Origin of the sequence: Pseudomonas ekonensis (assembly GCF_019145435.1) — a bacterium.
GTDB classification, from domain to species: Bacteria; Pseudomonadota; Gammaproteobacteria; order Pseudomonadales; family Pseudomonadaceae; genus Aquipseudomonas; species Aquipseudomonas ekonensis.
On the sequence record NZ_JAHSTS010000001.1, the window covers coordinates 728,111 to 753,232 of the forward strand.

The 25,122-nt window shown below is 63.1% G+C and carries 12 protein-coding genes; 9 read left to right on the plus strand and 3 right to left on the minus strand.

The features are described 5' to 3' along the window. Nucleotides 1-85: 85 nt before the first annotated feature. Nucleotides 86-1,609 carry a fumarate hydratase gene (locus tag KVG96_RS03360; RefSeq protein WP_085580370.1) on the minus strand — a complete coding sequence of 508 codons (1,524 nt, stop codon included), beginning with the start codon at nucleotides 1,607-1,609 and terminating at the stop codon, nucleotides 86-88. A 476-nt stretch (nucleotides 1,610-2,085) separates the two neighbouring features. Here KVG96_RS03360 and KVG96_RS03365 point away from each other — a divergent pair, with 476 nt between their 5' ends. The 3 genes from KVG96_RS03365 to KVG96_RS03375 are packed head-to-tail and all read left to right on the plus strand — an operon-like array spanning nucleotide 2,086 to nucleotide 4,908. Then, nucleotides 2,086-3,192, plus strand: coding sequence for a GGDEF domain-containing protein (locus KVG96_RS03365; RefSeq protein WP_217890811.1), 1,107 nt, complete (start codon nucleotides 2,086-2,088; stop codon nucleotides 3,190-3,192). Then, nucleotides 3,185-4,120: an iron-sulfur-binding ferredoxin reductase gene (locus KVG96_RS03370; protein ID WP_217890812.1), complete on the plus strand. Its 936-nt coding sequence runs from the start codon at nucleotides 3,185-3,187 to the stop codon at nucleotides 4,118-4,120. The genes KVG96_RS03365 and KVG96_RS03370 overlap by 8 nt, the downstream gene beginning before the upstream one ends. 38 nt (nucleotides 4,121-4,158) lie before the next feature. Then, nucleotides 4,159-4,908, plus strand: a complete 750-nt coding sequence (locus KVG96_RS03375; RefSeq protein WP_217890813.1) for an enoyl-CoA hydratase-related protein — start codon at nucleotides 4,159-4,161, stop codon at nucleotides 4,906-4,908. 224 nt (nucleotides 4,909-5,132) lie between these two features. Here KVG96_RS03375 and pyk read toward each other — a convergent pair whose 3' ends face one another. After that, on the minus strand, nucleotides 5,133-6,584 hold the full coding sequence (pyk, locus tag KVG96_RS03380) for a pyruvate kinase (protein WP_217890814.1): 1,452 nt from the start codon (nucleotides 6,582-6,584) through the stop codon (nucleotides 5,133-5,135). Between the two features lie 171 nt (nucleotides 6,585-6,755). Between pyk and KVG96_RS03385 the strand changes: the two genes are divergently transcribed. From KVG96_RS03385 to KVG96_RS03410, 6 genes are all read left to right on the plus strand, one after another. After that, nucleotides 6,756-7,142, plus strand: a complete 387-nt coding sequence (locus KVG96_RS03385; protein ID WP_217890815.1) for a tetratricopeptide repeat protein — start codon at nucleotides 6,756-6,758, stop codon at nucleotides 7,140-7,142. A 225-nt stretch (nucleotides 7,143-7,367) separates the two neighbouring features. After that, nucleotides 7,368-7,727: a PilZ domain-containing protein gene (locus KVG96_RS03390; RefSeq protein WP_217890816.1), complete on the plus strand. Its 360-nt coding sequence runs from the start codon at nucleotides 7,368-7,370 to the stop codon at nucleotides 7,725-7,727. A 1,352-nt stretch (nucleotides 7,728-9,079) separates the two neighbouring features. Then, the gene (locus KVG96_RS03395) at nucleotides 9,080-11,131 is read left to right on the plus strand and encodes a hypothetical protein (protein ID WP_225927206.1); all 2,052 of its coding nucleotides are present in this window, start codon (nucleotides 9,080-9,082) and stop codon (nucleotides 11,129-11,131) included. 144 nt (nucleotides 11,132-11,275) lie between these two features. Next, nucleotides 11,276-14,860 carry a Tc toxin subunit A gene (locus tag KVG96_RS03400; protein ID WP_217890818.1) on the plus strand — a complete coding sequence of 1,195 codons (3,585 nt, stop codon included), beginning with the start codon at nucleotides 11,276-11,278 and terminating at the stop codon, nucleotides 14,858-14,860. Between the two features lie 47 nt (nucleotides 14,861-14,907). Next, nucleotides 14,908-19,023 (plus strand): Tc toxin subunit A-related protein, encoded by a 4,116-nt coding sequence (locus KVG96_RS03405; protein ID WP_217890819.1) that lies wholly within the window; start codon nucleotides 14,908-14,910, stop codon nucleotides 19,021-19,023. Then, entirely contained in the window at nucleotides 19,016-23,734 is a 4,719-nt protein-coding gene (locus KVG96_RS03410; protein WP_217890820.1) for a hypothetical protein, read from the plus strand. Before KVG96_RS03405 ends, KVG96_RS03410 begins: the two co-directional genes overlap by 8 nt. A 53-nt stretch (nucleotides 23,735-23,787) precedes the next feature. On the opposite strand, the gene KVG96_RS03415 is transcribed toward KVG96_RS03410, so the two are convergent. Further along, nucleotides 23,788-25,116 (minus strand): DUF58 domain-containing protein, encoded by a 1,329-nt coding sequence (locus KVG96_RS03415; RefSeq protein ID WP_217890821.1) that lies wholly within the window; start codon nucleotides 25,114-25,116, stop codon nucleotides 23,788-23,790. Nucleotides 25,117-25,122: the final 6 nt, after the last annotated feature.

Consider the following 25,122-nt stretch of genomic DNA (forward strand, 5'->3'; position numbering starts at 1 on the left):
GCCGGCTCCCCCATGTTTAGCGGCACAAAAAAAGGCCGGCCCGTCATGCGACAGGCCGGCCTTTTCTGTGTAACGGGCGAAGCGCTTACTGCACTTCCACCGCCAGGCTTTCGCTGATCTTCTGCTGCCAGATCGCGGGACCTGTGATGTGCACCGATTCACCTTTGCTGTCTACCGCGACGGTGACCGGCATGTCCTTGACCTCGAACTCGTAGATCGCTTCCATGCCCAGCTCGGCGAACGCCAGTACCTTGGACTTCTTGATCGCCTGGGCCACCAGGTAGGCGGCGCCGCCGACGGCCATCAGGTACACGGCTTTGCTGTCCTTGATCGCGTCGATGGCGGTCGGGCCGCGCTCGGACTTGCCGATCATGCCCAGCAGACCGGTCTGCTCGAGGATCTGGCGGGTGAACTTGTCCATCCGCGTGGCGGTGGTCGGACCTGCCGGGCCCACGACTTCGTCACCGACCGGGTCGACTGGGCCGACGTAGTAGATGAAGCGGCCCTTCAGGTCCACCGGCAGGGTCTCGCCCTTGTTCAGCATCTCGACCATGCGCTTGTGCGCGGCGTCGCGGCCGGTGAGCATCTTGCCGTTGAGCAGGACGGTTTCGCCCGGCTTCCAGCTCTGCACCTCTTCCGGGGTCAGGGTGTCGAGGTTGACGCGGCGGGCCGAGGGACCTGCTTCCCAGACGATTTCCGGGTAGGCGTCCAAAGGCGGCGCCTCCAGGGCGGCAGGGCCCGAGCCGTCGAGCACGAAGTGCGCGTGGCGGGTGGCGGCGCAGTTCGGGATCATGCACACCGGCAAGGAGGCGGCATGGGTCGGGTAGTCCATGATCTTCACGTCGAGCACGGTGGTCAGGCCGCCCAGGCCCTGGGCGCCGATGCCCAGCTGGTTGACCTTCTCGAACAGCTCGAGGCGCATTTCCTCGATGCGGTTCTGCGGACCGCGGGCCTTCAGCTCGTGGATGTCGATGGATTCCATCAACACTTCCTTGGCCATGACCGCGGCCTTTTCGGCGGTGCCGCCGATGCCGATGCCCAGCATGCCCGGCGGGCACCAGCCGGCGCCCATGGTCGGAACGGTCTTGAGCACCCAGTCGACGATCGAGTCGGACGGGTTGAGCATGGCCATCTTCGACTTGTTCTCGGAACCGCCGCCCTTGGCCGCCACGTCCACTTCCACGGTGTTGCCCGGGACGATGGAGTAGTGGATGACCGCCGGGGTGTTGTCCTTGGTGTTCTTGCGGCTGCCGGCCGGGTCGGCCAGGATCGAGGCGCGCAGGACGTTTTCCGGCAGGTTGTAGGCGCGGCGCACGCCTTCGTTGATCATGTCGTCCAGGCTCATGGTGGCGCCGTCCCAACGCACGTCCATGCCCACGCGCACGAACACGGTCACAATGCCGGTGTCCTGGCAGATCGGCCGGTGGCCGGTGGCGCACATGCGCGAGTTGATCAGGATCTGCGCCATGGAGTCACGGGCCGCCGGCGATTCTTCGCGCAGGTAGGCTTCGTGCATCGCCTGGATGAAATCCACGGGGTGGTAGTAGGAGATGAATTGCAGGGCGTCGGCAACGCTCTGAATCAGGTCGTCTTGCTTGATCACGGTCATGAGTCGCGCTCCTCTAAAAGTCGGGAACATTTTGTCGGGCAGCTGCAAGCCGTAAACGGCAAGCGGCAAGTCCAGACAGTGCGCGGACCGCTTTGACTTGCCGCTTGCCGCTAAAAGCTTGCAGCTGCCCCTCCATCACACCTGGGCTGCTGGCGCGACGCTAAAAAGGCGCGGCAGTATACCGCGCCTCCCGGGTGCTGACACGCGCCGGCAGTCATTCGTTGGTCGCATGCCGTGGCACGGGCGGGTGCCGGGCCGTCGTGCCGGTCAGTGAGTGAATGTCAGGTTTCGCGTCTTGCCGCGCAGCCGGGCGGGAGCGAGCTTGCTCGCCATGGAGCAGGGGGGCGGGACACGCTTTTGACGCCAATTATCCGGCCCGAAAATCAATGGTCATTTATCGGCCGCGCCACTAAAGTGGCAGCCGGTCTGTAGAGTAGGACACTCGGTCAGCCTTCCATCGCACGGTGAGTCAACGATTGACCCATAACGCCATTCAACGTCTTTTGCTCAAACGCTTCGCCCTCGCCGCAGCCACCTATGGATTGGCTTTGCTGCTGCTGTGGCTGGCGTATTTCAGCGGTCTCTACGACGACTCCCTGACCGGCGTCGCCGTCGGCAGCGCCCTGGTGGTGATCAGCCAGGCGAGCCTGTTCGCCGTGTTCTTTTCCGGCTGCAACCTGCGCTTTCCCGACCCCAGCCTGACCGAAGCGCAGGTGCTGGTCGGCCTCGGCTGGCAGACATGGCTGATCGCCCACCTGAACCAGGCCCGCGGTTCGTTCCTGGTGTTCTATGTGCTGATCCTGCTGTTCGGCCTGTTCCACCTGTCGCGCCGGGCCTTCATTCGCTGCACGGCGTTCGTCTTCTTCAGCTTCAGCGCCATCACCCTGTGGGACGGCTATCACTTCCGCCTGCCGGACCCGGCGCTGGCGGCCCTGCAGGTGTGCGTCCTGCTGATGGTGCTGGTGTGGCTGGTGATCTACGCCCGGTTCGTCCAGACCTCCCGCCAGCGCATGCGCCAGCGGCGGTTCGCCTTACAGGCGCACCAGGACACCCTGCGCGGGATGATGCGCCAGCTCGAGGATCTGGTGGCCACCGACGAACTGACCGGGCTGTTCAACCGCCGGCACTTCCTGCGCCTGGCCTCCCGCGAGCTGAACGCGATGGAGGCCGGGGTGGTGCATGGCCTGGCGCTGATCGACCTCGACCACTTCAAGCGCATCAACGACCTGCACGGCCACGCCGCCGGCGACCAGGTGCTGCAAGCGTTCGCCGGGGTGGCCGGCGCCTGCCTGCGCGACGGTGACGTGCTGGCCCGCTACGGCGGCGAAGAGTTCGTGGTGCTGTTGCCCGACTGCAACGCCGAACGCCTGACCGCCTGCTGCGAGCGGCTGCGCCTGGCCTTCATGGACGTCGAGCTGGTGGGCCTGAGCGTGAAAAGCCTCAGCCTGTCGGCGGGCATGACGTTGCTTGAGCTGGGCGACGACCTGGACGACGCCTTGCAGCGCGCCGACCAGGCGCTGTACCGGGCCAAGCGCGATGGGCGCAACCGCTGCGCGGCGGCATGGGAGAACGTCGATGCCTGAATTGCGGGTGGGAGAGCGCAGTTGGTCGGTGGCGCCGGGCAGCAACCTGCTCGACGCCTTGAACGGCAACGGCGTGGCGGTGCCTTACAGCTGCCGCGCCGGCAGTTGCCATGCCTGCCTGGTGCAATGCGTGCAGGGCCTGCCCGCCGACAGCCGCCCGGACGCCTTGAGCGCCGACCAGCGCCGCGAGGGCTGGCGCCTGGCCTGCCAATGCCAGGTGATCGAGGACTTGCAGGTGCACGCGTTCGATCCGCTGACGGACGGTCGCCCGGCGGTCGTCGAAGCGCTGGACTGGCTCAGCGACAGCGTCCTGCGCTTGCGCCTGGTTCCGCAACAGCCGCTGCGCTACCGCGCCGGGCAGCATCTGGTGCTGTGGGCCGGCTCTGTGGCGCGGCCGTATTCGCTGGCGAGCCTGCCCCAGGAGGACCGCTTTCTGGAGTTCCACCTCGATTGCCGCCTGCCGGGCGCGTTCAGCGACGCGGCCCGCCGTCTGCGCATCGGCGATCCGCTGCGCCTGGGCGAACTGCGCGGCGGCGCGCTGCACTATGACCCGGACTGGCAGGCGCGCCCGTTGTGGCTGCTGGCCGCCGGCACTGGCCTTGCGCCGTTGTTCGGCATCCTGCGCGAGGCGCTGCGCCAGGATCACCAGGGCGCCATCCGCGTCATTCACCTGGCCCATGACGCCGCCCAGCACTACCTCGCCAAACCCTTGCAGGCCCTGGCCGCGCAGCGGGACAACCTGTCCGTCGAGCTGTGGACGACGACCGAGGCGCCCGCCGCTTTGGCGCAACTGCGGCTTGTTTCCCGGCAAACCCTGGCCTTAGTCTGCGGTTCGAGCGCCAGTGTCGATGCGTTTTCCAAGCGTCTGTTCCTGGCCGGATTGCCGCGCAACCAACTGCTGGCCGACGTCTTCCTCGGCCACGCCTGAGCGCGAGCCACAAGGATCCTCACCGACCGGGAGTCGCCATGACCGAAGCCATCCTGCTGCAACGCGAGCGTGGTTTGCTCACCCTGCGCCTCAACCGCCCCGACAAGAAGAACGCCCTGACCCGGGCCATGTACAGCCGCCTGGCCGAAGCGCTGAAGGAGGCGGACGCCGACCCTGAAATCAACGCCGTGCTGATCGCCGGCAGCGCCGATTGCTTCACGGCGGGCAACGACATCGCCGACTTCATCCAGCAGCCGCCGAACGACCTCGACAGCCCGGTGTTCCACTTCATGCTCAGCCTGCTGGAGTGCCGCAAGCCGGTGGTCGCTGCGGTGGCCGGGCCGGCGGTGGGCATCGGCACCACGCTGCTGCTGCATTGCGATCTGGTCTACGTCAGCCGCGATGCGAAGCTGCGCATGCCGTTCGTCAACCTCGGCCTGTGCCCCGAGTTCGGCTCCAGCCTGATCCTGCCGCGCCTGCTCGGGCACGCCAAAGCGGCCGAACTGTTGCTGCTCGGCGAAGGCTTCACCGGTGAGCAGGCGGCACAGTGGGGCATCGCCTGCGAGGCGTTGGGCAGCGGCGAAGCGGCGTTGGCCAAGGCACGGGAGATGGCGTTGCGGTTCGACGAGATGCCGGCGCAAGCGGTGCGCATCAGCAAGCAGTTGATGAAGGCGCCGGACCGCGAACGGATCCGCCAGGTGATCGAGGAAGAGGGCGCGCTGTTCACCCAACGGCTGCGCTCGCCGGAGGCGTTGGCGGCGTTGACCGGGTTCATCAAGCGGCACTGAGCTGTTCGTTGGCTGTTCCGGACTCATCGCTGGCAAGCCAGCTCCCACAAGGTTCGAGGGTGTCCACAAAAATGCAGCGTCGCCACAAAATACTGTGGGAGCTGCGGTGCGACGACGCGACTTGCCAGCGATGAGGCCCCGCCAGACTGAAACTCTTAAGGTTCAGAAAACAAAAAGCCCCGGCACTTGAATGCCGGGGCTTTTGCGTTTCAGCGAACGGTCACTCAGACCTGCGGGTCGCCCACGTGCAGGATCTTCATGCCGTTGGTGCCGCCGGTGGTGTGGTAGCTGTCGCCCTTGGTCAGGATGACCCAGTCGCCTTTCTCCACCACGCCGCGCTTGGTCAGCTCGTCGATGGCTTTCTGGCTGACTTCGCTCGGCGGCAGGGACGCCGGGTCGAACGGGATGGTGTACACGCCACGGAACATCGCCGCGCGGGCCTGGGCTTCACGGTGCGGGGTGAACGCGTAGATCGGCACCGACGAGCGGATGCGCGACATGATCAGCGGGGTGTAGCCGCTTTCGGTCAGCGCGATGATCGCCTTCACGCCCGGGAAGTGGTTGGCGGTGTACATGGTCGCCAGCGCGATGCTTTCGTCGCAGCGCTCGAATTCCTTGCCGATGCGGTGGCTGGAGGTCTTGCTGGTCGGGTGCTTTTCGGCACCGACGCAGATGCGCGCCATCGCCTGCACGGCTTCCAGCGGGTACTGGCCGGCGGCGGATTCGGCCGAGAGCATCACGGCGTCGGTGTAGTCGAGCACGGCGTTGGCCACGTCGGACACTTCGGCGCGGGTCGGCATCGGGTTCTGGATCATCGACTCCATCATCTGGGTCGCGACGATCACGGCCTTGTTGTGGCGGCGCGCGTGCAGAATGATCTTCTTCTGGATGCCCACCAGCTCGGCGTCGCCGATCTCCACGCCCAGGTCGCCACGGGCGACCATCACCGCGTCGGAAGCCTTGATCAGGCCGTCGAGGGTTTCGTCGTCGGCCACGGCTTCGGCGCGTTCGATCTTGGCCACCAGCCAGGCGGTGCCGCCGGCCTCGTCGCGCAGTTGACGGGCGTATTCCATGTCGGCGGCGTCGCGCGGGAAGGACACGGCGAGGTAGTCGACTTCCATTTCGGCGGCGAGCTTGATGTCGGCCTTGTCTTTATCGGTCAGGGCCGGCGCGGTCAGGCCGCCGCCGCGACGGTTGATGCCTTTGTGGTCGGACAGCGGGCCGCCGATGGTCACCACGCAGTGCAGCTCGGTGGCGGTGGCGGTTTCGACGCGCATCACCACGCGGCCGTCGTCGAGCAGCAGCTCGTCGCCCACGCCGCAGTCCTTGACCAGGTCCGGGTAGTCGATGCCGACCACCTGCTGGTTGCCTTCGGTCAGCGGATGGCTGGTGGAGAAGGTGAAGGTGTCACCGATCTTCAGCTCGATGCGCTTGTTGGCGAATTTGGCGATACGGATCTTCGGGCCTTGCAGGTCACCCAGCAGCGCCACGAAGCGGCCGTGCTTGGCGGCCAGCTCGCGCACCAGCCTGGCGCGAGCCTTGTGCTCGTCCGGGGTGCCGTGGGAGAAGTTCAGGCGGGCGACGTCCAGGCCAGCCAGAATCAGCTGTTCGAGAACTTCCGGCGAGTGACTGGCCGGGCCAAGGGTAGCGACGATTTTGGTACGACGGACGGACATGCAAAGACTCCTCAGGTTCAAGCGCCAGCGAAGGCTACTATGCTCTTGGGGTGTAGTCATTGTTCGTTTGCACTACTTAACGTTTTCTTTTTTGAACGCGACAATCGGCACAAACGGTTCTGAAGATTTCCCGCCCCGGGTCGATACAGAGCTCAAGACAGGAGAACCCCCATGCGATTGTTGCCCATTGCCGCCCTTGCCCTCAGCGTCCTCGCCGTGACGGGCTGCACCCGTTGGTCGATGAACCACCACCTGAACAACGCCTACAGCGCCTACGACCGGGGCAACTGCGAGCAGGTGATGCTCGAGCTGTCCAAGGTCGAACGCGCCAGCCGGGCCCGGCCTTACGTGTGGCCGGAAGTGTCGATGATGCGCGGCCAGTGCCTGGAACGGCAGAAGATGTTCATCGACGCGGCCCAGACCTACCAGTTCATCATCGCCTCGTACCCCGACAGCGAATACGCCTACCGCGCCCGCGCGCGCCTGGAGACCCTGCAGAGCCTGGGCCATTACCCGACCCGCAGCGCCGCCGCGCCGGTGGTTCCGACCCGCTTCTGATGGCGGTTGTCATACAAAAGCTGTCGGCGTGTACAACCTGAGCTATAGTCGAATCATTCCGGTCCGGCCACGGGCCCGGCCGGAGCAACACCTGCGACTGGCCGTAGTCAGGTGACGGCGATGCAGCGACCGTCACACCGGAAGCGGGGAGAGCGGGCCTTGGGCAGTGACCCGTTCCGAAGCACAGTGCGGCCCGGGCACAGGGCCTTGCGTGGCGATACGCTCATGTTTACCGAACGTCGGATCGAACGGCACCAATTGCCGTATTTCTTGCGGGTGTTCAACAGCGTCACCGACCGGCCCATCGGCTTTCTCGGTAACGTCTCCGAAGACGGGCTGATGCTCATCAGCCAGTTGCCGATGATGATCGGCGCGGAATTCGGCCTGCGTCTCAAGATTCCCGGGAGCGACGGTTGCCAGCAGGTGATCGACCTCACCGCGTGCTGCCTGTGGTGCCATGAAGACGCCACCCCCCGGCATTACGACGCCGGCTTCAGCCTGCACCGGCCGCCGCCGGAATACGGGCAACTGGTCGAGGCCTTGCAGCAGTACTTCAGTTTTCAGCCGTTGCCGGCTTCGGTGTGATATTCCCCCGTCCCAAAGTGTAGTGAGCGGGCTCATTTTCCGATTCAGTCATATTTCTCAAACCGAAATGTGGATGAACGCGGGAGTGAGCTTGATCACCATCGTTTCGACTCACTGAGCAGTCATATCGAACCCCGTCTACATGATTGCCTGGATACGTCTGAGCGTGTTTGCGCAGGTAGTTTTTTTGGAGGGCGGTTCACTATCTTCATGCGCGCTGCGGTGATGTCAGAACACTCGGCCTCTAGTCAACCCGTTGGTCGGGACTGTCAGACTTTACAGGTGTCAATCGAATGGGCGATTGGCTATATCTGGCTTATAGCAGCCTGCTGCTCATTCGCGCAGATAGAGGAACTGACGTCATGTCTGATAATAGTGGCGAACCAATAGCTACAAATGAGGATTTCAAAGGGACGGAGACTGACCCAGGGGCCGACGCTGAAAGACCTCCTCTCTGCACTAGGCCAGGCCAAGACACACTGGTGGTGTCACCGGTGGCATTTCACTTTACTGGAATTCCATTTGGAACCCATAAATATGAACTGGTTAATGAAGTAAGCGGGCAGACTTATACGGGTACGACGTTTGACAATGGAAGTTTTTTCAGGGATGTGAATCTCGCTAATGGCAACGCGCGATTCAAAGCCAGGTATCACATAAGTGGAAAACCCTCTGAGTGGTCTCCTACACGGGCGTTTTACGTTGCGACCAAGCCCGCGCTGACCTTCCCTGTGCCAGGTACGTTAATTGATCGTAAAACGACCTTTAGGGGAACCAGAGATACAGATTCACGCACGAGCACCATTCTTGCATATAACACCTCCGACTTCAGGTCGGCGACGCAAACTGGGTCAAACTCATGGAACCATCAACCTGTCGATGATCTTCCTGCCGGACCCCTTACAGTTTACGTGCAGTATTACATCCCGCTCGGAGGGATGGAGCCAGTTACCTATAATTTCATCGTCGAGGGCCCTCCAGAAATTACCTCGCCGAAAGCTAACGATGTCGTGCGTGAGAAACGACCAGAAGTCTCAGGGACGGGCTCCAACGGTACAACAGTTACAGTGTTTCGACAGGGGGGGGCAGGCGGATCTTACGGCAGTACAACTGTGGCCAATCGCACTTGGAAAGTAAGACTTACTCAAGACTTACCAGAGGGAAGGTTCGTTTTCCATGCACAGGCAAAGGTCGGGTCGGAATCGGTTGGTTGGTCGGAGCCAATAGCCGTCACCGTAGATCTGACACCCAATACACCCACTATCACTGCTCCGGGAGCAAACTCGATACAGGATCGATCTTTCACACTTTCCGGAACAGGAACCGAATCCGGTGCCACTTTGAGGGCGTTTTTGGATTTGACGGAAACCAAAGTCGGAGAAGCCTCTGCCGCAGGGAATAATTGGAACGTACAGGTCAATCTAGAGCCAGGGCAACGCTCACTGGTTGTTCAGCAAATTGTCAACAACCGACCTTCTGTCAGAAGCATCCCCCGCGCCTTCAAGATCCGCCCCCCAGCCCTGACCGCCGTCACCGCCACCCCCTCCGGCACCAGCGTGAAGTTCACAGGCGCCGGCCACACAGGTGCCACGGTGCAGATCTCGGTGGTGAGCGGGCCCGGTGGCATGGCTCCGCCCAATGCGACGGTCACCTCGGGACGCTGGGAAACCACCGCTTCCAACTGGCCTTTCGGCACCTACCAACTCAGGGCGATCCAGAAAGTCCCGGACAACGCCGGCGGCTGGATCGAATCCCTGCCGTACGCCTTCACTGTCAGTCATGTGTTCCCCGATCCGTACGAGGTGACGTTCACGAGGGATTATCAGCCGACCTTCTCGGGCAAGGGCTTCACCGGTGCGAGAGTGAGGCTCTATGACGAGGGCGGAGCCACCCAGCCGGCTCCTGAAGCCCCGGTCGTCGGTGGTCAATGGTCGAGCAGGGCTTCTCAGGTATGGGGGCCGACATGGCTGCGCCCCGTTCACATCAAACAGTTCCTGAACGGTCAGGAGTCACCGAACTGGATCACCGTCAACGTCACCATCGCGCCCTTGGCTCCAACGATCAACCCACCGGTCGAGGACGGCCTGTCTCCGCAATTGAGCGGCACCTGCTGGCCGGGCGCGTGGGTCAACATCACGTTCAGCGACAGAGTCACCGTCCATAATGTGATCGGTGCGGGAGGCACGTGGTCCTTCCGTCGCCCCACCGACTTCGCGCCCGAAGTCACCCACACCGTCACGGTCACCCAGACTGCGGCCAATCAGACTTCCCCGGAAGCCAGTCAGACCTTCTCGGTCGTTAAGCCTGTCCCCAAACCGATCATCACCTATCCGGCCAACAACGCCGAGGTGGGCCGTGACCTGACCGTCCGCGGGCAAAACGGCATGGCCGGCGCCACGCTGCAGTTGCGCGATGCGAAATTCGACCGGCCCCTGGGCGCTCCCGTCACCTTGAGCCGCGATGGCGAATGGGAGGTCGACCTTCGAACGCTGGCATTCGGCCCCAATGCCATCGATGCGCAACAAGTGCGCAACAACCGACCGTCGGAGCGCAGTGACCAGGTCAGTTTCGATGTGGTGCTGTTGTCGCCCGTGATCGAGGTTCCGGCAGAGGGCCAGAAACTGTCGCGCACCTCGACGCTGTCGGGTACCGGCATGAAGGGCGGCCTGGTCGAAGTCATGCTGCGGGATCCGGATACGGTGCTGCTCAGCGATCTTGAGGTGGGCGGCGACGGTCGCTGGCAGGGCGAGGTGACGTTGCCGGTCGGCAACAAAGTCTTGACGGTCCGGCAGACCTTCGACGGACAAACCTCGCAATACAGCGCCCGACGCACTTACAGCGTGGTGCCGCCTGCGCCCTATGTCGAAACCCCGGCGGAGGATGAGCACGTCGGTCGGCACGTGACGGTGTCCGGGTTCGCCACGCCGGGTGACACCGTGACGGTCAGGCTGGGCACCGGCCAGCATTCGGTGCAGGCCCGCACCCCGGTGCTTGAGGATCGCACCTGGTCGGTGACCCTGGATTTCGACGTGCCCGGTGGCCGTCATGGTGTGCTGGCGGTGGCGTCATCAGAGGGCTTCGACTCGCAGGATTCGGCGACGCGGACGGTTCGCCTGGGCACGTTCATGCCCGTGTTCGAGCAGCCGGGCGCGGGGCGCTGGGTCACTTCCCCGGTGCTTTTCTCGGGGCAGGGAAAGCCAGGCAACGGGCGCGTATTGAGTTGGTACAACCCCGATCTGCGCTGGACGCCCGCCATTCCTGTGACGGCCGCCGGCTGGCAAGGCACGGCGCAACAGGCGCTGCCACCGGGCGGCCATTGGTGCCGGTTCGTGCAGGACATCAGCGAAGGCACGACGGTGTCCGACTGGGCAGACAGTCAGCGCTTCGAGGTGCCGCCCGAGTGACTGGTAACCGATGAGCGGTAGCGTCTACTGTCAGTTATGACAGTAGACGCATCACCGCCTCAGGCGCCAAATTTTTATCAGAACACTCATGGCCCGGCCCATTCGCCAGGCTGTCCGGATCGTTTCGACCCAAGGAAAGTGATCATGTCTGACTCCAGCGAACGTCCCGCCTTGCAGCTATTGCGTCAGGTGTTCACTGAACAGCCCCCGGCTTCGCTCGAAACGTACCTGGAGCAGGGCGGTTCGATTTTCACGCTGGTGGAAAAGGGCGTGCAAGGGCTGACCCGTCAATTCGCCCTGGACGATGAACAGGCCCGGCTGTTTCTGCGGCGGGCCAACAGCCTGGCGACCTACGTCCGTCGACGGTTCATCGAGCAACGGCTGAGCGGCGATCCGCAGGTGCAGGGCCCGTCGAGCGGTTTGCTGTCGATGGTTGCCGGCCCCACCTACGAACGGCTGTTCGCCACGCCGTTCGATCAATTGTGTCCACCGAATGCGCTGGAGTCCTGCGCTTCGCCGGTGGCGTACCTGGTCGAACTGCTGCGCTGGATCCGTGACCGCATCGAACCCTATAGCGTAGCGGATGAAAAGTACCTCCTGCACGAGCGGCGCAAGGATCTGAAGGCACTGTCGGTGGACTTCAATGCCGTGCACCAGGCGGTGTCGTCGGTCGATGTCATCATTGCGGTGCTGGAAGGCTTCATCAACGAACCGGAGGACGAGCTGACAGAGGCATTGATCGAGGCCCGCTACCCGAACGGATTGCCGTACTTCCAGCATTGGGCCACCTGCGACACCGTAGCCCGGCATTACGGGCAGTCGGTCGGTGAGTTCGCCCACGAGACCGACATGGCCTTCCCGTACTTCCTCCATAGCGCCGCCTGGAATGTCGACGGGGGACGGGCCATGGCCCATGCGTCGCGGCTGGGGCCCTATCAGCGCGAACTGCTGACTGAGCCACTGGTGACGAGTGCGGGTCGGGACGACTTTTACCTGCGCAATTTCGGCGCTGACGGCATCGAGTTCCAGAACCTCTATCAAGTGCCGTTTTTCGCCCAGCGCACCAAACTCGATGCGCCCGCCATCGAGGCCCTTTTGTCCGTGCGCGAATTCGCGCCTGTCCGCTCCGCCAATGTGACCTATACGACGTCAGCTCCTGCCTTCCCTGAGAGCGAACGTCACGGTTCGGTTTACCTCAATGCAGGCACCGCGCCTGCGGTGACCGTCACCGGCAGCGGGGAAGGCGCTGCGTTTCTGCACCGTTTGTCGCTCAATCCATTGGCCGATTTTGTCCGTTACGACCGGATGAACCGCAAGATTCGCCTGGACGCGTGGCTGCAGTTGCCTCCCGAACAGGTCGACGCCTTGCTCGTGGCGGCGATTCGGGCCGAGGTCCGGGGCGGGGCAAAGGCCGGGGACTGGCTGATCAGCGACAACGTGGTGCACGCGTTGGGTCTGTTTCAGGTGTTGCGTGAGCAGCATGGTTGCACGGCCCAGGACTTTGCAGTGTTCATCGACGAAGTGGGCATTTATGGCCGGGGCGACAGCCTTTCGCAGTTCGATCAGGTGTTCAACGCCCAGGGTCAGTATCGGCAATCCTTGAAACTGGACGACCAACCCTTTGCGGTGCTGCCGGGCGAAGGTGATACCGACCTGACGGTCAATCAGATCTGCAGCGGCCTGGCGATCGACCCGCAGACCTACCGTTATCTCGCCTTGGCGATTGCCCGGGCCCAAGGCGCAGGGGCAACGCTCAAGCGCAATGCGACGGTGATTTCAGCGTTTTATCGTCTGGTGAAACTGCCCCGGTTGCTGGGCATCACACCGGCGGAAGGCGTGTTGATGCTGAGCCTGTTGGGCGGGGAGCGATGGCTGGAGGGGCTGGCGGGGGCGCCGAAGATCCACGCGACACCCACCGATGCACCGGATGCGCTGAATCTGATCCATGCCCTTTATTCCTGTGTGGATTGGTGCCATGCCCGGGATCTGCCGATTGCCTGGATGATCCAGACCGTCTCGGCACCGCTGCCGGTCAGTGCGGCAGGCGAGCCGGAGCAGCAGTTGTTCGGCAAGGTTCGCAGTCTGCTGCCGGCGGCATTGTTCAGCCACGCCGGGCTGCTGATGGCGGGCGTGCCGCCGCTGCCGGCGGCCAGTTGGCTGGATCTGCTGACGGCGTTGGTCGACCCTCAGGGGTTGGTGCTGCCACCCACGGTAGCCGAGGCCGAGTACCCGGATCATGCGCGCGAATTGTTGGATCGCGCGGTCAAAGAGGGGTTGGGCGACATTGATGACGCGTCACGTGCGGCCATAGTCGGACAAATGCTGGGCGTGTTGCTGCAGGCCCGCGAAGCTCAGGTCTCGGTGGCGAAAGAGTGCCTGGCGGTGTACGCCGGCATCGAGGCGGAGCAGGCGATCCGGGTGCTGGCATGGGCCGGCGCCTCGGTCTACAGCTTGTTGAGTCACGTGTCCGGGCGGATCGATCAGGCCAGGCGACAGGGTGCCGGCGATCCGGACCGACTGCTGGCGTTGCTGGCCGACGTGAAACGTCGCAGCGCCATTGTCGCGAAGCTGGGCCTGAGTGCCGGGCTGCTGCAGGACTATCTGGATTACGGCCACAAGGCCTGGCTGGATCAGGATGACCGGCTCGCCCTCTCGTTGCGTACTTTCTATTACCTGGAGCGGCTGGCCCGGGCGTTCGAGTTGAGCGAGCAGCCGCCGCAGCAGTTGCTCGACTACCTGCGTGAGGTCAACGCCATGCCTGAGGTGTCAGGCGATGCGATGCGCCTGGCGGAGCAGGCGGCGGCCATTCGCTTGGCGATGTTCTTTGGCTGGAGTGTGCAAGAGGTGCTTGAGTGCATCAGTCGCATGGTGCCGACCGGTGCGCCGAAGCTTCTGAAAAGCCTGGTTCAGCTCGACCTGTTGATGCGCGTGCGCATGATCGCCTCGCGCAGCGGCATGGACGCGCTGACGGTCTTCCTGCTCGGCAAACTGCCGGAGCAGATCGACAGGGGCGCTTACGCAAGCGCCGCCGAGCTTGCGTTGTTGAGCCTGTCGCAAACCCGCGCTCCGGTGGTGCCTGGCGTTGAGGATCTGAAGCGTCTGGTTCAGGTGACCTGCGTACCCGACAAGTACGATGTGATCGCGAATAAACCGGGCGACAAGATCATCTTCACGGTCACGGTCAAGAATGCGGCCGGCCAGCCGCTGAGCGGGGTCAACGTCCACTGGCGCGCGCGCTTGGGCAGCATCGCCACCCGATCGACCTTCACCGACGGTACGGTAAAGGCAGAGTTCATCCCGGGTTCGGTGATGGGCACGGACACGCCGATGTTCTGGCTCGACCTGTTGCCCGAGGAGCAGGCCCCGGCCATCGAGGTCACCCACGACGCTCAGAGGCTGACCTTTCCGGCTTCGCTCAGGTCGCCGGTACCCTTGGCCCCTGTTGGCGCGGGGGAGGAAGTCGAGCTCTATGCGGTGCTGATGGACCGGTACAGCAACCTGGGCAAAGGCCGACTGGTGCGTTGGCTGGTAGAGCCTGTCGGTGGTTCCGATCCGTCCGGGGTGGTGATCCGGCCGCAGCAAGCACTCACCAATCAGGACGGGCTCACGCGAACGTTTGTTTCCTGCGCAACCGGCGGCGAATTCATTTTCTCCGTGCTCAGCGAAAGCAGCGAGACACAAACCGGATTTGACCCCATCACCTTTGCCGACCCGGCGCAGCCGCTGTAAGCGGACGGTTGAGCCGGGCCGGGCAGAACCTGCCCCAGGAGAATATCGTGGAACCGAACACTCTCGACGCGTTGCTGGAAAAGCGCCGTTCGGCGCTGGTCGAATATTGCATCGGTCAGGCTGACTTGGCTGACGGCAGCAAGTACAACTTTTTGCGAACGCCCAATGACCTGTTCGAACTGCTGCGCATGGATCCGCTGGACAGCTACGCGGTGCAGAGTTCGTGGGTGGCGGAGGCGACCAGTTGCGCGCAACAGTACATCCATGCGGTCTACCGCAAGCTTGAGCCTGGGTTCGACAAGCATTCGTTTGAATCTCGCGACTTGGCGCAGTGGGAACTTTACGGCAATTACCCGGACTGGGCGGCGTTGCAGATGATTGCGCTGTATCCGGAGAACTTCATCAATCCGTTTGTCCGCCTGCGCAAGAGCAGCCTGTTCAAGACCCTCGAAAACGATCTGAACCAAACCCGTTTGAGCACCGACAGTGTGCAGGTCGCGCTGCGCAACTATCTGCAGGCCTTCGAGCAGACCTGCAACCTGGATGTCGTCAGCGGTTTCATGGACGGTGCGTCGCCGGCCCGGGCCGACTACTACTTCGTCGGTCGCCAGCGGGTGGCGCCGTTCCAGTATTTCTGGCGGCGGGCGCAGGTCGAACTCTCGCCCACGTGCGTGGCGATCAATCCGGCGGCATGGGCAGAGTGGCAACCGGTGGACATTCCGGCAGGCGTGCGGGTGCTGGACATGCGTCCGGTGTTCTGGAGCGGGCGCCTGTGCCTGGTCTGGGCCGAGTGGCGTGACCGGGTGAGCGGTCATCAGGAGGACGAGTTTCTGCCGGACCGGCTGGACATCCAGGTCGCGTTCATGACCCAGAACGGCAAGTGGTCAGCGCCGTTGAACGTGCACAGTTCCGAACATGACGAGGACAAGTCGCAGGGCACCCGGTTGATCGCCACGGTGTGGGCTGACCGTCACCACCCCAAAGGCAAGCTGGGCATCCTGCTGACCAACGGCAAGGCGGGGCAGGCTGGCGTGTCGGCCATTGCCGTGCGCGATGTGCTGTTCCGCCCCGTGGCCGAAGATGACGGCGGCTGGCTGAAGGAAGCGGCCGAGCGGCGGTTTACCGACACGCTGACGGTCCAGCATCCGCTGGTCAATCAGCCGCAGGTGGTCACCAGTGTGGACGTCGATGGCAGCATGGCGGCCTTTCTCGATGTGCAGGCGGTGGCGTTCCGGGAAGGCAATGACGATGTACTGGTGGTGCAAGGGCTTTGCCGGCCGACAGGGCTGGACGCCGGCACCGCGAAAGTGACGTTGGCATTGGTCAACAGTACGGGTGACGATCCAAAACCGCTTGAGGTCGAAGAAGACGTTGCCGGCGGCTGGAGCACCGAGTGGCAGGTTTTCCGCAGGGCCAAAGGCGCTTGGGCCGATCCGACCACCTTTACCTTGGTGGCGGCGGATACGAAGGACACCAAGGACACCAAGGACGCTAGGTATGGCAGCAAGAAGTTTCAGCTGACCATCAAGGACGTCAACGACTTCAACCCGGCCTCGCTGCTCAAGAACAGTCTGGATGCGGCGCAGTTCCTCAGCCTCAACCAGTCGACCCTGACCCTCAAGTTCGCCCGTCTCAATTCATTGTTCGGTCCGGAGCTGGTGCAGCGTTCTTTCGTTTCCGTCGATGCGGTGCTCGACTGGGACACCCAGTTCATCGCCGAACCGCCCCCTGTCACGGGCCCGATCTCCGAACCGAACGGGGCTTTCAACGGTGCCAACGGCTTGTTCTTCTGGGAACTGTTTTTCCATCTGCCGCACCTGGTGGCCTCACGCTTGCGTGCTGAGGATCGTTTTACCGAGTCGCAGCAATGGCTGCACTACCTGTTCGATCCGCACGCCCCCGCCGATGCCGGAACGCCGGCACCTGTCAATCCCAAACCCCTGTACTGGCGTTGCCGTCCGCTGAACGGCCCCGGCAACCTGGGCTGTGAAACCCAGGCGCCGACCGACCCGGACGCCATCGGCTATTCGGCGCCCCGGCACTTCCAGATCAAGGTGTTCACCGAGTACGTCAGCAACCTGCTGGAGTGGGGCGACTGGTATTACCGGCAACTCACCCGGGACAGCCTGGTGGCGGCCAAACTGTGTTACGTGCAGGCCGAGTTCCTGATGGGGCAGGCGCCTTCAGCGCGCACGGTGAACCGCTGGCAGGCCGACACCCTCGGCAACCTTCTGAACCTGAGCGCAACCCGACCCGCCCTCGAGCAATTCGAGCAGGCGCTTGCCTACAGTCTGGCGGACGTTCCGGCGGCCAGTGACACCGCACCTGCATTGGGGCTGCTGGCCAACGAGCCGTTCCAGATCCCGATCAACCTGCAATTGCTCGACCTGTTTGCCTTGCCCGGCCAGCGTCTGCACAACCTGCGCAACAACCTCACGCTCGACGGCAAGCCGCTGCAGATTCCTTTGTTCAGTCCGCCCACCGATCCCGATCAATTGCTGCGGGACCTGGCCAGTGGTGGTGCAGGTTCGCCGCGGCCGATGGGCGGGCGTCTGGTGGTCGGGGCATTCCGCTGGCGGGTGACCTACGAAGCCGCGCTGCGCGCCGTGCAGACCCTCCAGGAGCACGGCAATCAGGTGCTGCGCCTGCTTGAGCAGAGGGATCGGGCCGAGCAGGAGGAGCTTCAGCACAGCCATCTGGTGGAGTTGGGTGGTTATGCCCAGACGGTGCAGGAACAGAGCATCAGCCAGTTGCAGGCGGGGCTGGCGGCGCTGGTGCAGAGCCGGTCCGTGGCGCAGGAGCGGGCCGATGCCTATGCACAACGCCATGATGAAAACATTTCAGCGGTCGAGTACGACGTCATGGCCAACCTGCAGGCCTCCAAGGTGCTGGGGCTGGTGTCTTCGAGCCTCAAGCCCGCCGGGGCGGTGCTGGCGTCGTTGCCCAATGTCTTCGGCCTCGCCAACGGCGGGCATCGGTTGGATAAGGCGGTCGATGCCGTGGTGTTCGGCTTGGGTATCGCCGCGTCGGCCATGCAGATCGATGCCGACAAGCAAGCCACCACCGAAGGCTACCGGCGCCGTCGCGCAGACTGGGGCCTGCAGCGGGATCAGGCGTTGGGGGAAGTGCGCGCGCTCGATGAGCAGATCAACGCCCAGACCCACGCCTTGCAGGCCGCCAACTCGACACTGGCGCAGACCCTCAAGTCCAACGCCCAGGCGCTGACGGTCTACAACTTCCTGAAAAAACGCGCCAGCAACGTCGAGCTGTTCGGCTGGCTGCTTGGCCAGATCAAGGCCCTGCATTACCAGGCATACGATGCTGTCGTCAGCCTCTGCCTCAGTGCCCAGGCCTCGATGGCGGCGGAGACCGGCGACTACGACTCGGTCATCCCCTTGCCGCAGGTATGGCTGGACAACCGTCATGGGCTGACTGCCGGCGAGCACTTGCGCGGGCATCTGCTGCGCATGGAGCGCGAATACCTGCAACGCCATGAGCGGCGGCTGGAGGTAGTCAAGACCGTTTCCTTGCGCCAGCTGTTCGACGACAAGGTCGCCCCGCAGCCCGGTGCCGCCAGTTGGGAGGAGGCGCTGCGACAACTGCGGGAGCGGGGAAAACTTGAATTCAGTCTTGGTCAGCTGTTGTTCGACCGCGATCATCCTGGCCACTACTGCCGGCAGATCAGCTCGGTGGAGGTCGACATGCCGGTGCTGACCGGCCCCTACCAGGACATCCGCGCCACGTTGTTGCAGATCAGCAGCATGGTCGCCACGAAGGCGACCTATCAGTCGGTGAAGTACCTGCACCAACCGCAGTCCGGTGTGGCCCCCGGCGATGTGCAGATCAACCTGCGCAGCGCTCAGCAGGTGGCCTTGTCCGTCGGCCTGGCCGACAACGGCATGGCGGCGCTCAAGCCGGACGAAGGGTTGCTCAACCCCTTCGAATGCACCGGCGCGGTGTCGCGTTGGGCGTTGAACTTTCCGTGGCCGCAGAAAGAGCCGCAAGCGTCGGTGCTGGCGTCCTTGACGGATGTGATCGTGCGTATTCGTTACACCGCGAGGGCCGGGGAAGCGACATTCACCCAAAAGGTTCAGGACCTGGTCACCGAAGCTGAGCAGGCCACAAGAGGCGGCAATCTGAAGGGAGCGAACCGTCATGGGTAATCCGATCATCCAGGCCATGCAGAGCATGGTGCTCAATGGCGACTTCACCCAGTCGTTCACGCAGTGGGTCAAAGGGCCGGTCAACCCGCTGGCGCTCGCTATCGAAACTGAGTTCTATCAAGGGGAAATGACCAAGTTCCTGGCGGCGGCCGAGGAAGCCTCGCTGCACCAGGAGATCAGCGTGCCTTGGGACTTGAGTGCCGATGCGCGCTACTTTTTGAGCTTTCTGTTCGAGTCCCGTCATGGTGAGGCGGGCCGGCTGCGCATCGAGGTCGTCGGCTCGCCCGATGTCGCCACGGAAATCGAATTGCCTGCGGGTTCGCGCCGTGATCCGCAGCGAGACCGCGAACGCCTGGCCGACGGACTGCCGCTGGAGTTCCTGCCCACCGAGTTCAACGTGGAACTGCAACTGCCGCTCAAGCGCCACGATCGCATCAAGGTGAGCGTCTTCAGCCCGAAGAACCCTCCAGGGAACTACGTCGACAAAATCTGCATCACCCGGATCCGGCTCGATCTGCACCTGGTGCCTGCCGACATGGAAGCGCTGGCGTTCGATGAGCAGGTGTTGGCGCAATGGGATCCGTCGAAGACCCTCCATCTGTGCCTGGGGGCGACGTCACTGTCCGCCCACCGTCTGCGTTTTGTCGCCAGGCCGGACAACCCATGGTCGGGAACCGGGGCATCCCTGGTCAGTGACGACAACCCGTTCGGTGCCGTGATTGCGGAGCCTGCCTGGGGCGTGGATCAGTCATTGGATCTGCCCTGGGCGCTCGATTGCCCGATCGTCGGTGAGGACGGGCCGTACCTCTTCACGCTGAATCTGCTCAACCGGTTTCACGCGGATCCGTATCCTGTCCGTGTATCTCTGGGGCATCACCGTCTGGTGTTCAGGGAGACGCAGCAACCGGCGTACTACCCGGTGCTGGAGTATGCGCAAAGCGTGCAGGTCGGCGTGCAGGTGGCGTCGTATTACACCGGCCAGTCCATCGCCGGCCAAACGGTGAAGTGGGGCCTGAAAGGCCAGGCGCAAACCACGTCGGTGGTGACGGATGACAATGGCTGGGCCTATTTTGACTTTCAGCCTGTCAGCGCCGGGGATTTCCAGGTGCAGGCCACGGTCGAGAGCCCGTACTACGAAAGCGGCGTGACGACTGAAGAGATAGCCGTGCGTGCGCTGGCCACCGACCCATTGAAAGAGGTGATGGCGGTGGTCGAGGGCGCACCGACGCCGTGGCACGAAAGGACCGGCTACCCCAATCGCGGTTCGACGTACCGCCTGGGCGTACGTGTGCCGGCGGGCAGCCCTTTGTTCGGGACTGAAATCGCCATGCACTGGCAGGGTGATTCCGCCGAGCAGTTGGGGGTGCAGGTCGAGCCCGAGTTGCAACGGTTCGTTGCGGTCGAGAGTGCGAACCTGCACTGGGACTTTGCGTGCGAGGATCGTCTCGACGGTGTGTTTCGCCTGCATCTGCAATGCTCGAAACTCAAGTCGCCCTCCGCCTCCAAGCCCATGTCGCTGGCACGCAACCTGGTGCGCATCGGCGAGGTGCAGGAAGCCAACAAGTATCCGGTGGTGGATGAAAACGAAAGCGTGCTGCTGCGGGTGCAGGTCGTGCATGTGGTCGCCAGCGGGGAGGGTGATCCGGTCAGCAACGCCATGGTGGATTGGGCAACCCCTGAGGGCTCGGTCTCGACCCGCTCGGGCGCGGGGGGCTGGGCCAGCGTGCTGTACCGGCCGACGCGCGCCGGCGATCATGTGGTGACCGCCAAGGTCAGGGCTCACGAGGATGCGGTATCCGAAGAGCGTCCGTTTGACGTCAAGGCGCTCGCCACCAGTCCCTGGAAAAACCAGGTCACGATGACCCTCGACGGGTTGCCGTTGGATCTCGTCGAGCTGGGCATCGTGTGCCGGCGGGGCGTATCCCATACCTTGAAAGTCGTGCCTGCGAGCGGCAGCTCACTGCTCAACCAGCCGGTCACGCTGAACTGGCGGGGTACGGCACCGGCCATAGGGCTTTCGGTGAGCCACATCGGCACGCCCCGAACGCTGGTGGCGCAGGGCCTGGAATGGACGTTCAGTTCCCAGGCCGGCACCAGCGTCAGCAGTCTTTTTGCGCTGGCGTTGAGCAGCCCCGTGCTGCAAGCGCCTCGGGAGCTGTTCGGACGTTTGCTGTCAGCCGATCTGGCGGACGAACTTTCGCTGTCGCTCGATCAGGTGTCGGCACAGGTGGGCGACGCCTTTTATCCCTGCCTGGGCGCACGTCATCGGTTTCGGATACTGCCGAATCCGCTGGGGCCGTTGACCGGCCTGAACGTAATGCTGGATTGGCGAGGCACGCCGCCGGAGGCATTGTCCGCGACGGTCGAGCCGCCCCTGACCACACCCCAATCGTTCAGTGACGGCGGCGTCATCTGGACACTGGATTTCACCGCCAGCGAGAAGGGCGGCGAATTCTCCCTGACGCTGAGCCTGCCGCAACTGGCTGCCACGGCGCCGGCCAGCGCCATGCAGCTGGATCACAATAAACTGCGCATCGACCGCTACCGCGAAACGGCGGTGGATCCGGTCGTCGGTCAGGACGCGGCCTGGCAGTGGGTGCGTCTGGAGTCGGCCTTCACCGGCTTGCCGGTCGAAGGGGCAAGCGTCGAGTGGGTGGCTCAAGGCAAGTCCACGGAGATGGCCAGCGGCAAGGACGGCTGGGCAGGGTTCGGGTTCACGCCGACGGTGGCAGGTGAGCAGGTGGTGGAAGCCCGCGTGCTCAGCCGTTTTGACGGCTATCGGGAACATCGGGCCATGACCGTCGAGGGGTTGGCGACGGATCCGTGGCGCGGTGTCCTGCTGCGTTTCGATGGTCAGGAAACCAGGCTTTTCGGCGAGCGAACCCGTTTTCCTCGACGCAAGGGTGAGCACAGGCTGGAAATCCTGGCCGAAGAGGGCAGTCCGTTGCTGGATCGCCACCTGACACTGGGAATGACCGGCACTGGGCCTGAGGAACTGGGCGTGCGTTTTCATGGAGTGGGGCTCGGTGTGCCGCGTCGGTTCTCCGAAATCGGCTTGCACTACTCCTTCGCCTGCGACGACATCAAGGACGGCAGCTTTGCCTTGCGGCTCGGGGCCGAGCGGTTGGCGAACCTGTCGCCGGCCAATGCGATGTCGTTGGGCATCGGTGAGCGGGTCTTTGACATCATCGTTCCTGAGCAGGCACGGCAGGTACTGGAGTGGGGGCAAACGCTTGAAGCGCGGGTAACGTTGGTGGCGAGCACCACGCGCAGGCCGATGGTGGGACACACCATCACCTGGCATAGCCCTGAGCTCGGCACGGTGACCTCGGTCACCGACTTCTACGGCGAGGCGATCATTCGCTTCATTCCCCAAACACCGGGGGCGGTGGAGCTGACCGCTTCGGTAGGCGATGGGGAACATGCCAGATCGGTAACGCTTTCGTACGTCATCGATCAACCACGCGAGATTGAGTCGCTGTCCAGCCCCAAACCCAGCGGCCACTTGGGCGAGTTGGTTTCGGCGGTCGTTCATGTGGTTTCGGCGTTGACGGGGGAGCCTTTGCCGAATGTTGAGGTGCAGTGGGATTACCCCGACAGGACGATTGCGCCGACGAGTACGGATGCGCAAGGCAATGCCCGGGTGCAGTTCAGGCTTTCGGGTAATCGACGGGGGCTTCTGGAGGCTGTTGTCACGGGTGGGTTAGCTGGCTGGGAGGTGAAACAAATGGTTTTCGAGTTGGTGCCAAATGCCAATACCTGGTTGCAAGAGTTCAGACCTTACGTCGACGGAAGGGCAACTGATTGGGAAGACCTGAAGTTGAATTTACTTGCGGGAGGAGAGTGCGAACTGACTCTGGACTATCGATACAGTTGGTTGATCGGAGACAAAGACGCTCAAATTGCACTTCAGTACAAACAAGGTTCTGAGAGAGAGGATCTGACTTTCGACCCGCCTTTAGGCAAACTTGTGATGATGGCGCAAGGTACGACTTCGCTGAGCTGGATTATCTCAACCGAAGGCGCATCGACTGGTAGCTGCGAACTGGAGTTCGTGATGCCACTGTTGACGGAGTTGCCGCACTCTCCGCCGGTGTCGGTTGAAGTTGTGAATGTTGCGCAGGATGTGGATATCACTTTTGATGCTTTTACGATCAGCCTGGAGTCGGGAGCAACAGCCTATCCTTGCCATGGTGCAAATCACACCTTTACGGTGAAGCCAAAGGTAGGTAGCCAATTGCGGAACAGGAAAGTGAAATGGGTGTGGGGAGGGGAGCCCGCTGAGAATCTGGGGATTGTGGTTGCACCTCCAATGAATGTAGAGCGCGAGCTGACTTCTGGCGGGTTGTCGTGGTCTTTGGATTGTCGCAACACTGCTCGCAATGGTGATTTTTCGTTGCGACTGGAGATTGTGGATTTTGAGAATGCTTCAGCGCAAATAGAAGTGTCATTGGGGCACAACTTAGTGACAGCTGAGCGTTGGTTGGTAGAACATGAGCCACACCCGGGTGAGCCATTCCCGATTAGGTTTCACTATATTCGCGCAACTTCAAGTTTTTTGAACGTTCCCGTGCAAGGTGTTCGGGTGGATCTCAACCGAGGCGGGTCGAGGTATGTGTATACAGACTCAAAAGGTGAGGTCTCTGTCCGCGAGGATATGTCCTTCGATGGGTTATGGATAACCAATCGATACGACGGAACTAACGTTTGAAAAAGTGGGATTTTAGGCATCAACATCGATTTCCTCTCGTGTCGGCGTTGATGTCATCCTCCGTCCTTCTTCCACCCCAGATAGCGTGTAACCAACTCAGCACCCAACTCCTCGGGCCGAACGTCCACCACCGGAGCCCCATGAGCCCCCAACCGCTCATGGAGCTCCGCCCGCGCGTTGAGATAATCCACCGCGCCGCAGTACGCCAACGCTTCATCCAGCGTCTGCACCGGTGAGCTGCGAACCCGGTCAAGCGTCGCCTCGCGCAAACTGGCCACCAGCACCTGATGCTGTTGGCTCAGGTGTTTGACCGCCACGTGCAGATCATCGTCATCCTCATCGCGCAGGTTGGTCACCAGCACCACCAGGGCCCGGCGCTTCTGCCGTGTCAGGAAGCGCTGGGCAGCGCTCTGGTAATCGGCCGAGCGCCGGCTGCTTTCAAGGTCATGGACAGCGTTGAGCAATACATTGAGCTGCCCGCTGCCCTTGATCGGCGCGAGGTAGCGTTCCTGCTCTCCGGCAAAGGTGCACAACCCCACCGCATCTCCCTGGCGCAACGCCACATAGCTCAACAGCAGACACGCATTCAACGCATGGTCGAAATGCGACAGCTCATCATCCTGGCTGCGCATGCGCCGTCCGCAGTCGAGCATGAAGATGATCTGCTGGTCGCGCTCGTCCTGGTACTCGCGGGCGATCGGCGTGCGCTGGCGGGCGGTGGCTTTCCAGTCGATCTGGCGCAGGCTGTCGCCTTCGCGGAACTCGCGTAACTGGTGGAATTCCAGGCCTTGCCCGCGCCGTTGCCGCTGGCGTACGCCGAGCTGGCTGAGCCAGTTGTCCACCGCCAGCAGTTGCCCGCCGTAGAGCCGGGCGAAGTCGGGGTAGACGCGGGTGTGGTCAAGCACGGGCAACAGGCGTTTGCCCGACCACAGGCCCAAGGGGCTCGGCAGGTTGAGCTCGCAATGCTCGAAACGGAAGTGGCCGCGCTTGAGCGGCCGCACGCGGTAGCCGACCCGGCTGCGTTGGCCCGGCAGTAGCTCGGCCGTCAGCGGCAGGTGTTCGAAGTCGAGGCCGTCCGGCACATGGTCGAACAGCCGGAGGCGTAACGGTTCGGCAAAGTCGTGACCGACCTCCAGATGCACTTCGCCCCAGCGGCCGAGCGCCAGGCTGCCCGGCACTTGCCGGTGGACACGGGGCAAGGGCAGGCGCTGGAGGCGCACGGCATCCAGGACCGCCAGGGCCAGCAATGCCAGGAGCATGCCCCAGTTGACCGCCTGCAGGGTGGGTGGCGTGTCGATGTCCAATGCGCTCAGGCTGCCCAGCAGCACGCCGAGGGTCAGCAGGGCCGACAGCCAGACCAGCAGCCGTTTCGACGGTTTCACGGGTGC

What these genes read in the sequence shown, in the direction of transcription:
- KVG96_RS03360 (WP_085580370.1), bottom strand. Translation starts at nt 1,609, where the DNA reads ATGACCGTGATCAAGCAAGACGACCTGATTCAGAGCGTTGCCGACGCC.
- KVG96_RS03370 (WP_217890812.1), top strand. Translation starts at nt 3,185, where the DNA reads ATGCCTGAATTGCGGGTGGGAGAGCGCAGTTGGTCGGTGGCGCCGGGC.
- KVG96_RS03375 (WP_217890813.1), top strand. Translation starts at nt 4,159, where the DNA reads ATGACCGAAGCCATCCTGCTGCAACGCGAGCGTGGTTTGCTCACCCTG.
- pyk (WP_217890814.1), bottom strand. Translation starts at nt 6,584, where the DNA reads ATGTCCGTCCGTCGTACCAAAATCGTCGCTACCCTTGGCCCGGCCAGT.
- KVG96_RS03385 (WP_217890815.1), top strand. Translation starts at nt 6,756, where the DNA reads ATGCGATTGTTGCCCATTGCCGCCCTTGCCCTCAGCGTCCTCGCCGTG.
- KVG96_RS03390 (WP_217890816.1), top strand. Translation starts at nt 7,368, where the DNA reads ATGTTTACCGAACGTCGGATCGAACGGCACCAATTGCCGTATTTCTTG.
- KVG96_RS03400 (WP_217890818.1), top strand. Translation starts at nt 11,276, where the DNA reads ATGTCTGACTCCAGCGAACGTCCCGCCTTGCAGCTATTGCGTCAGGTG.
- KVG96_RS03410 (WP_217890820.1), top strand. Translation starts at nt 19,016, where the DNA reads ATGGGTAATCCGATCATCCAGGCCATGCAGAGCATGGTGCTCAATGGC.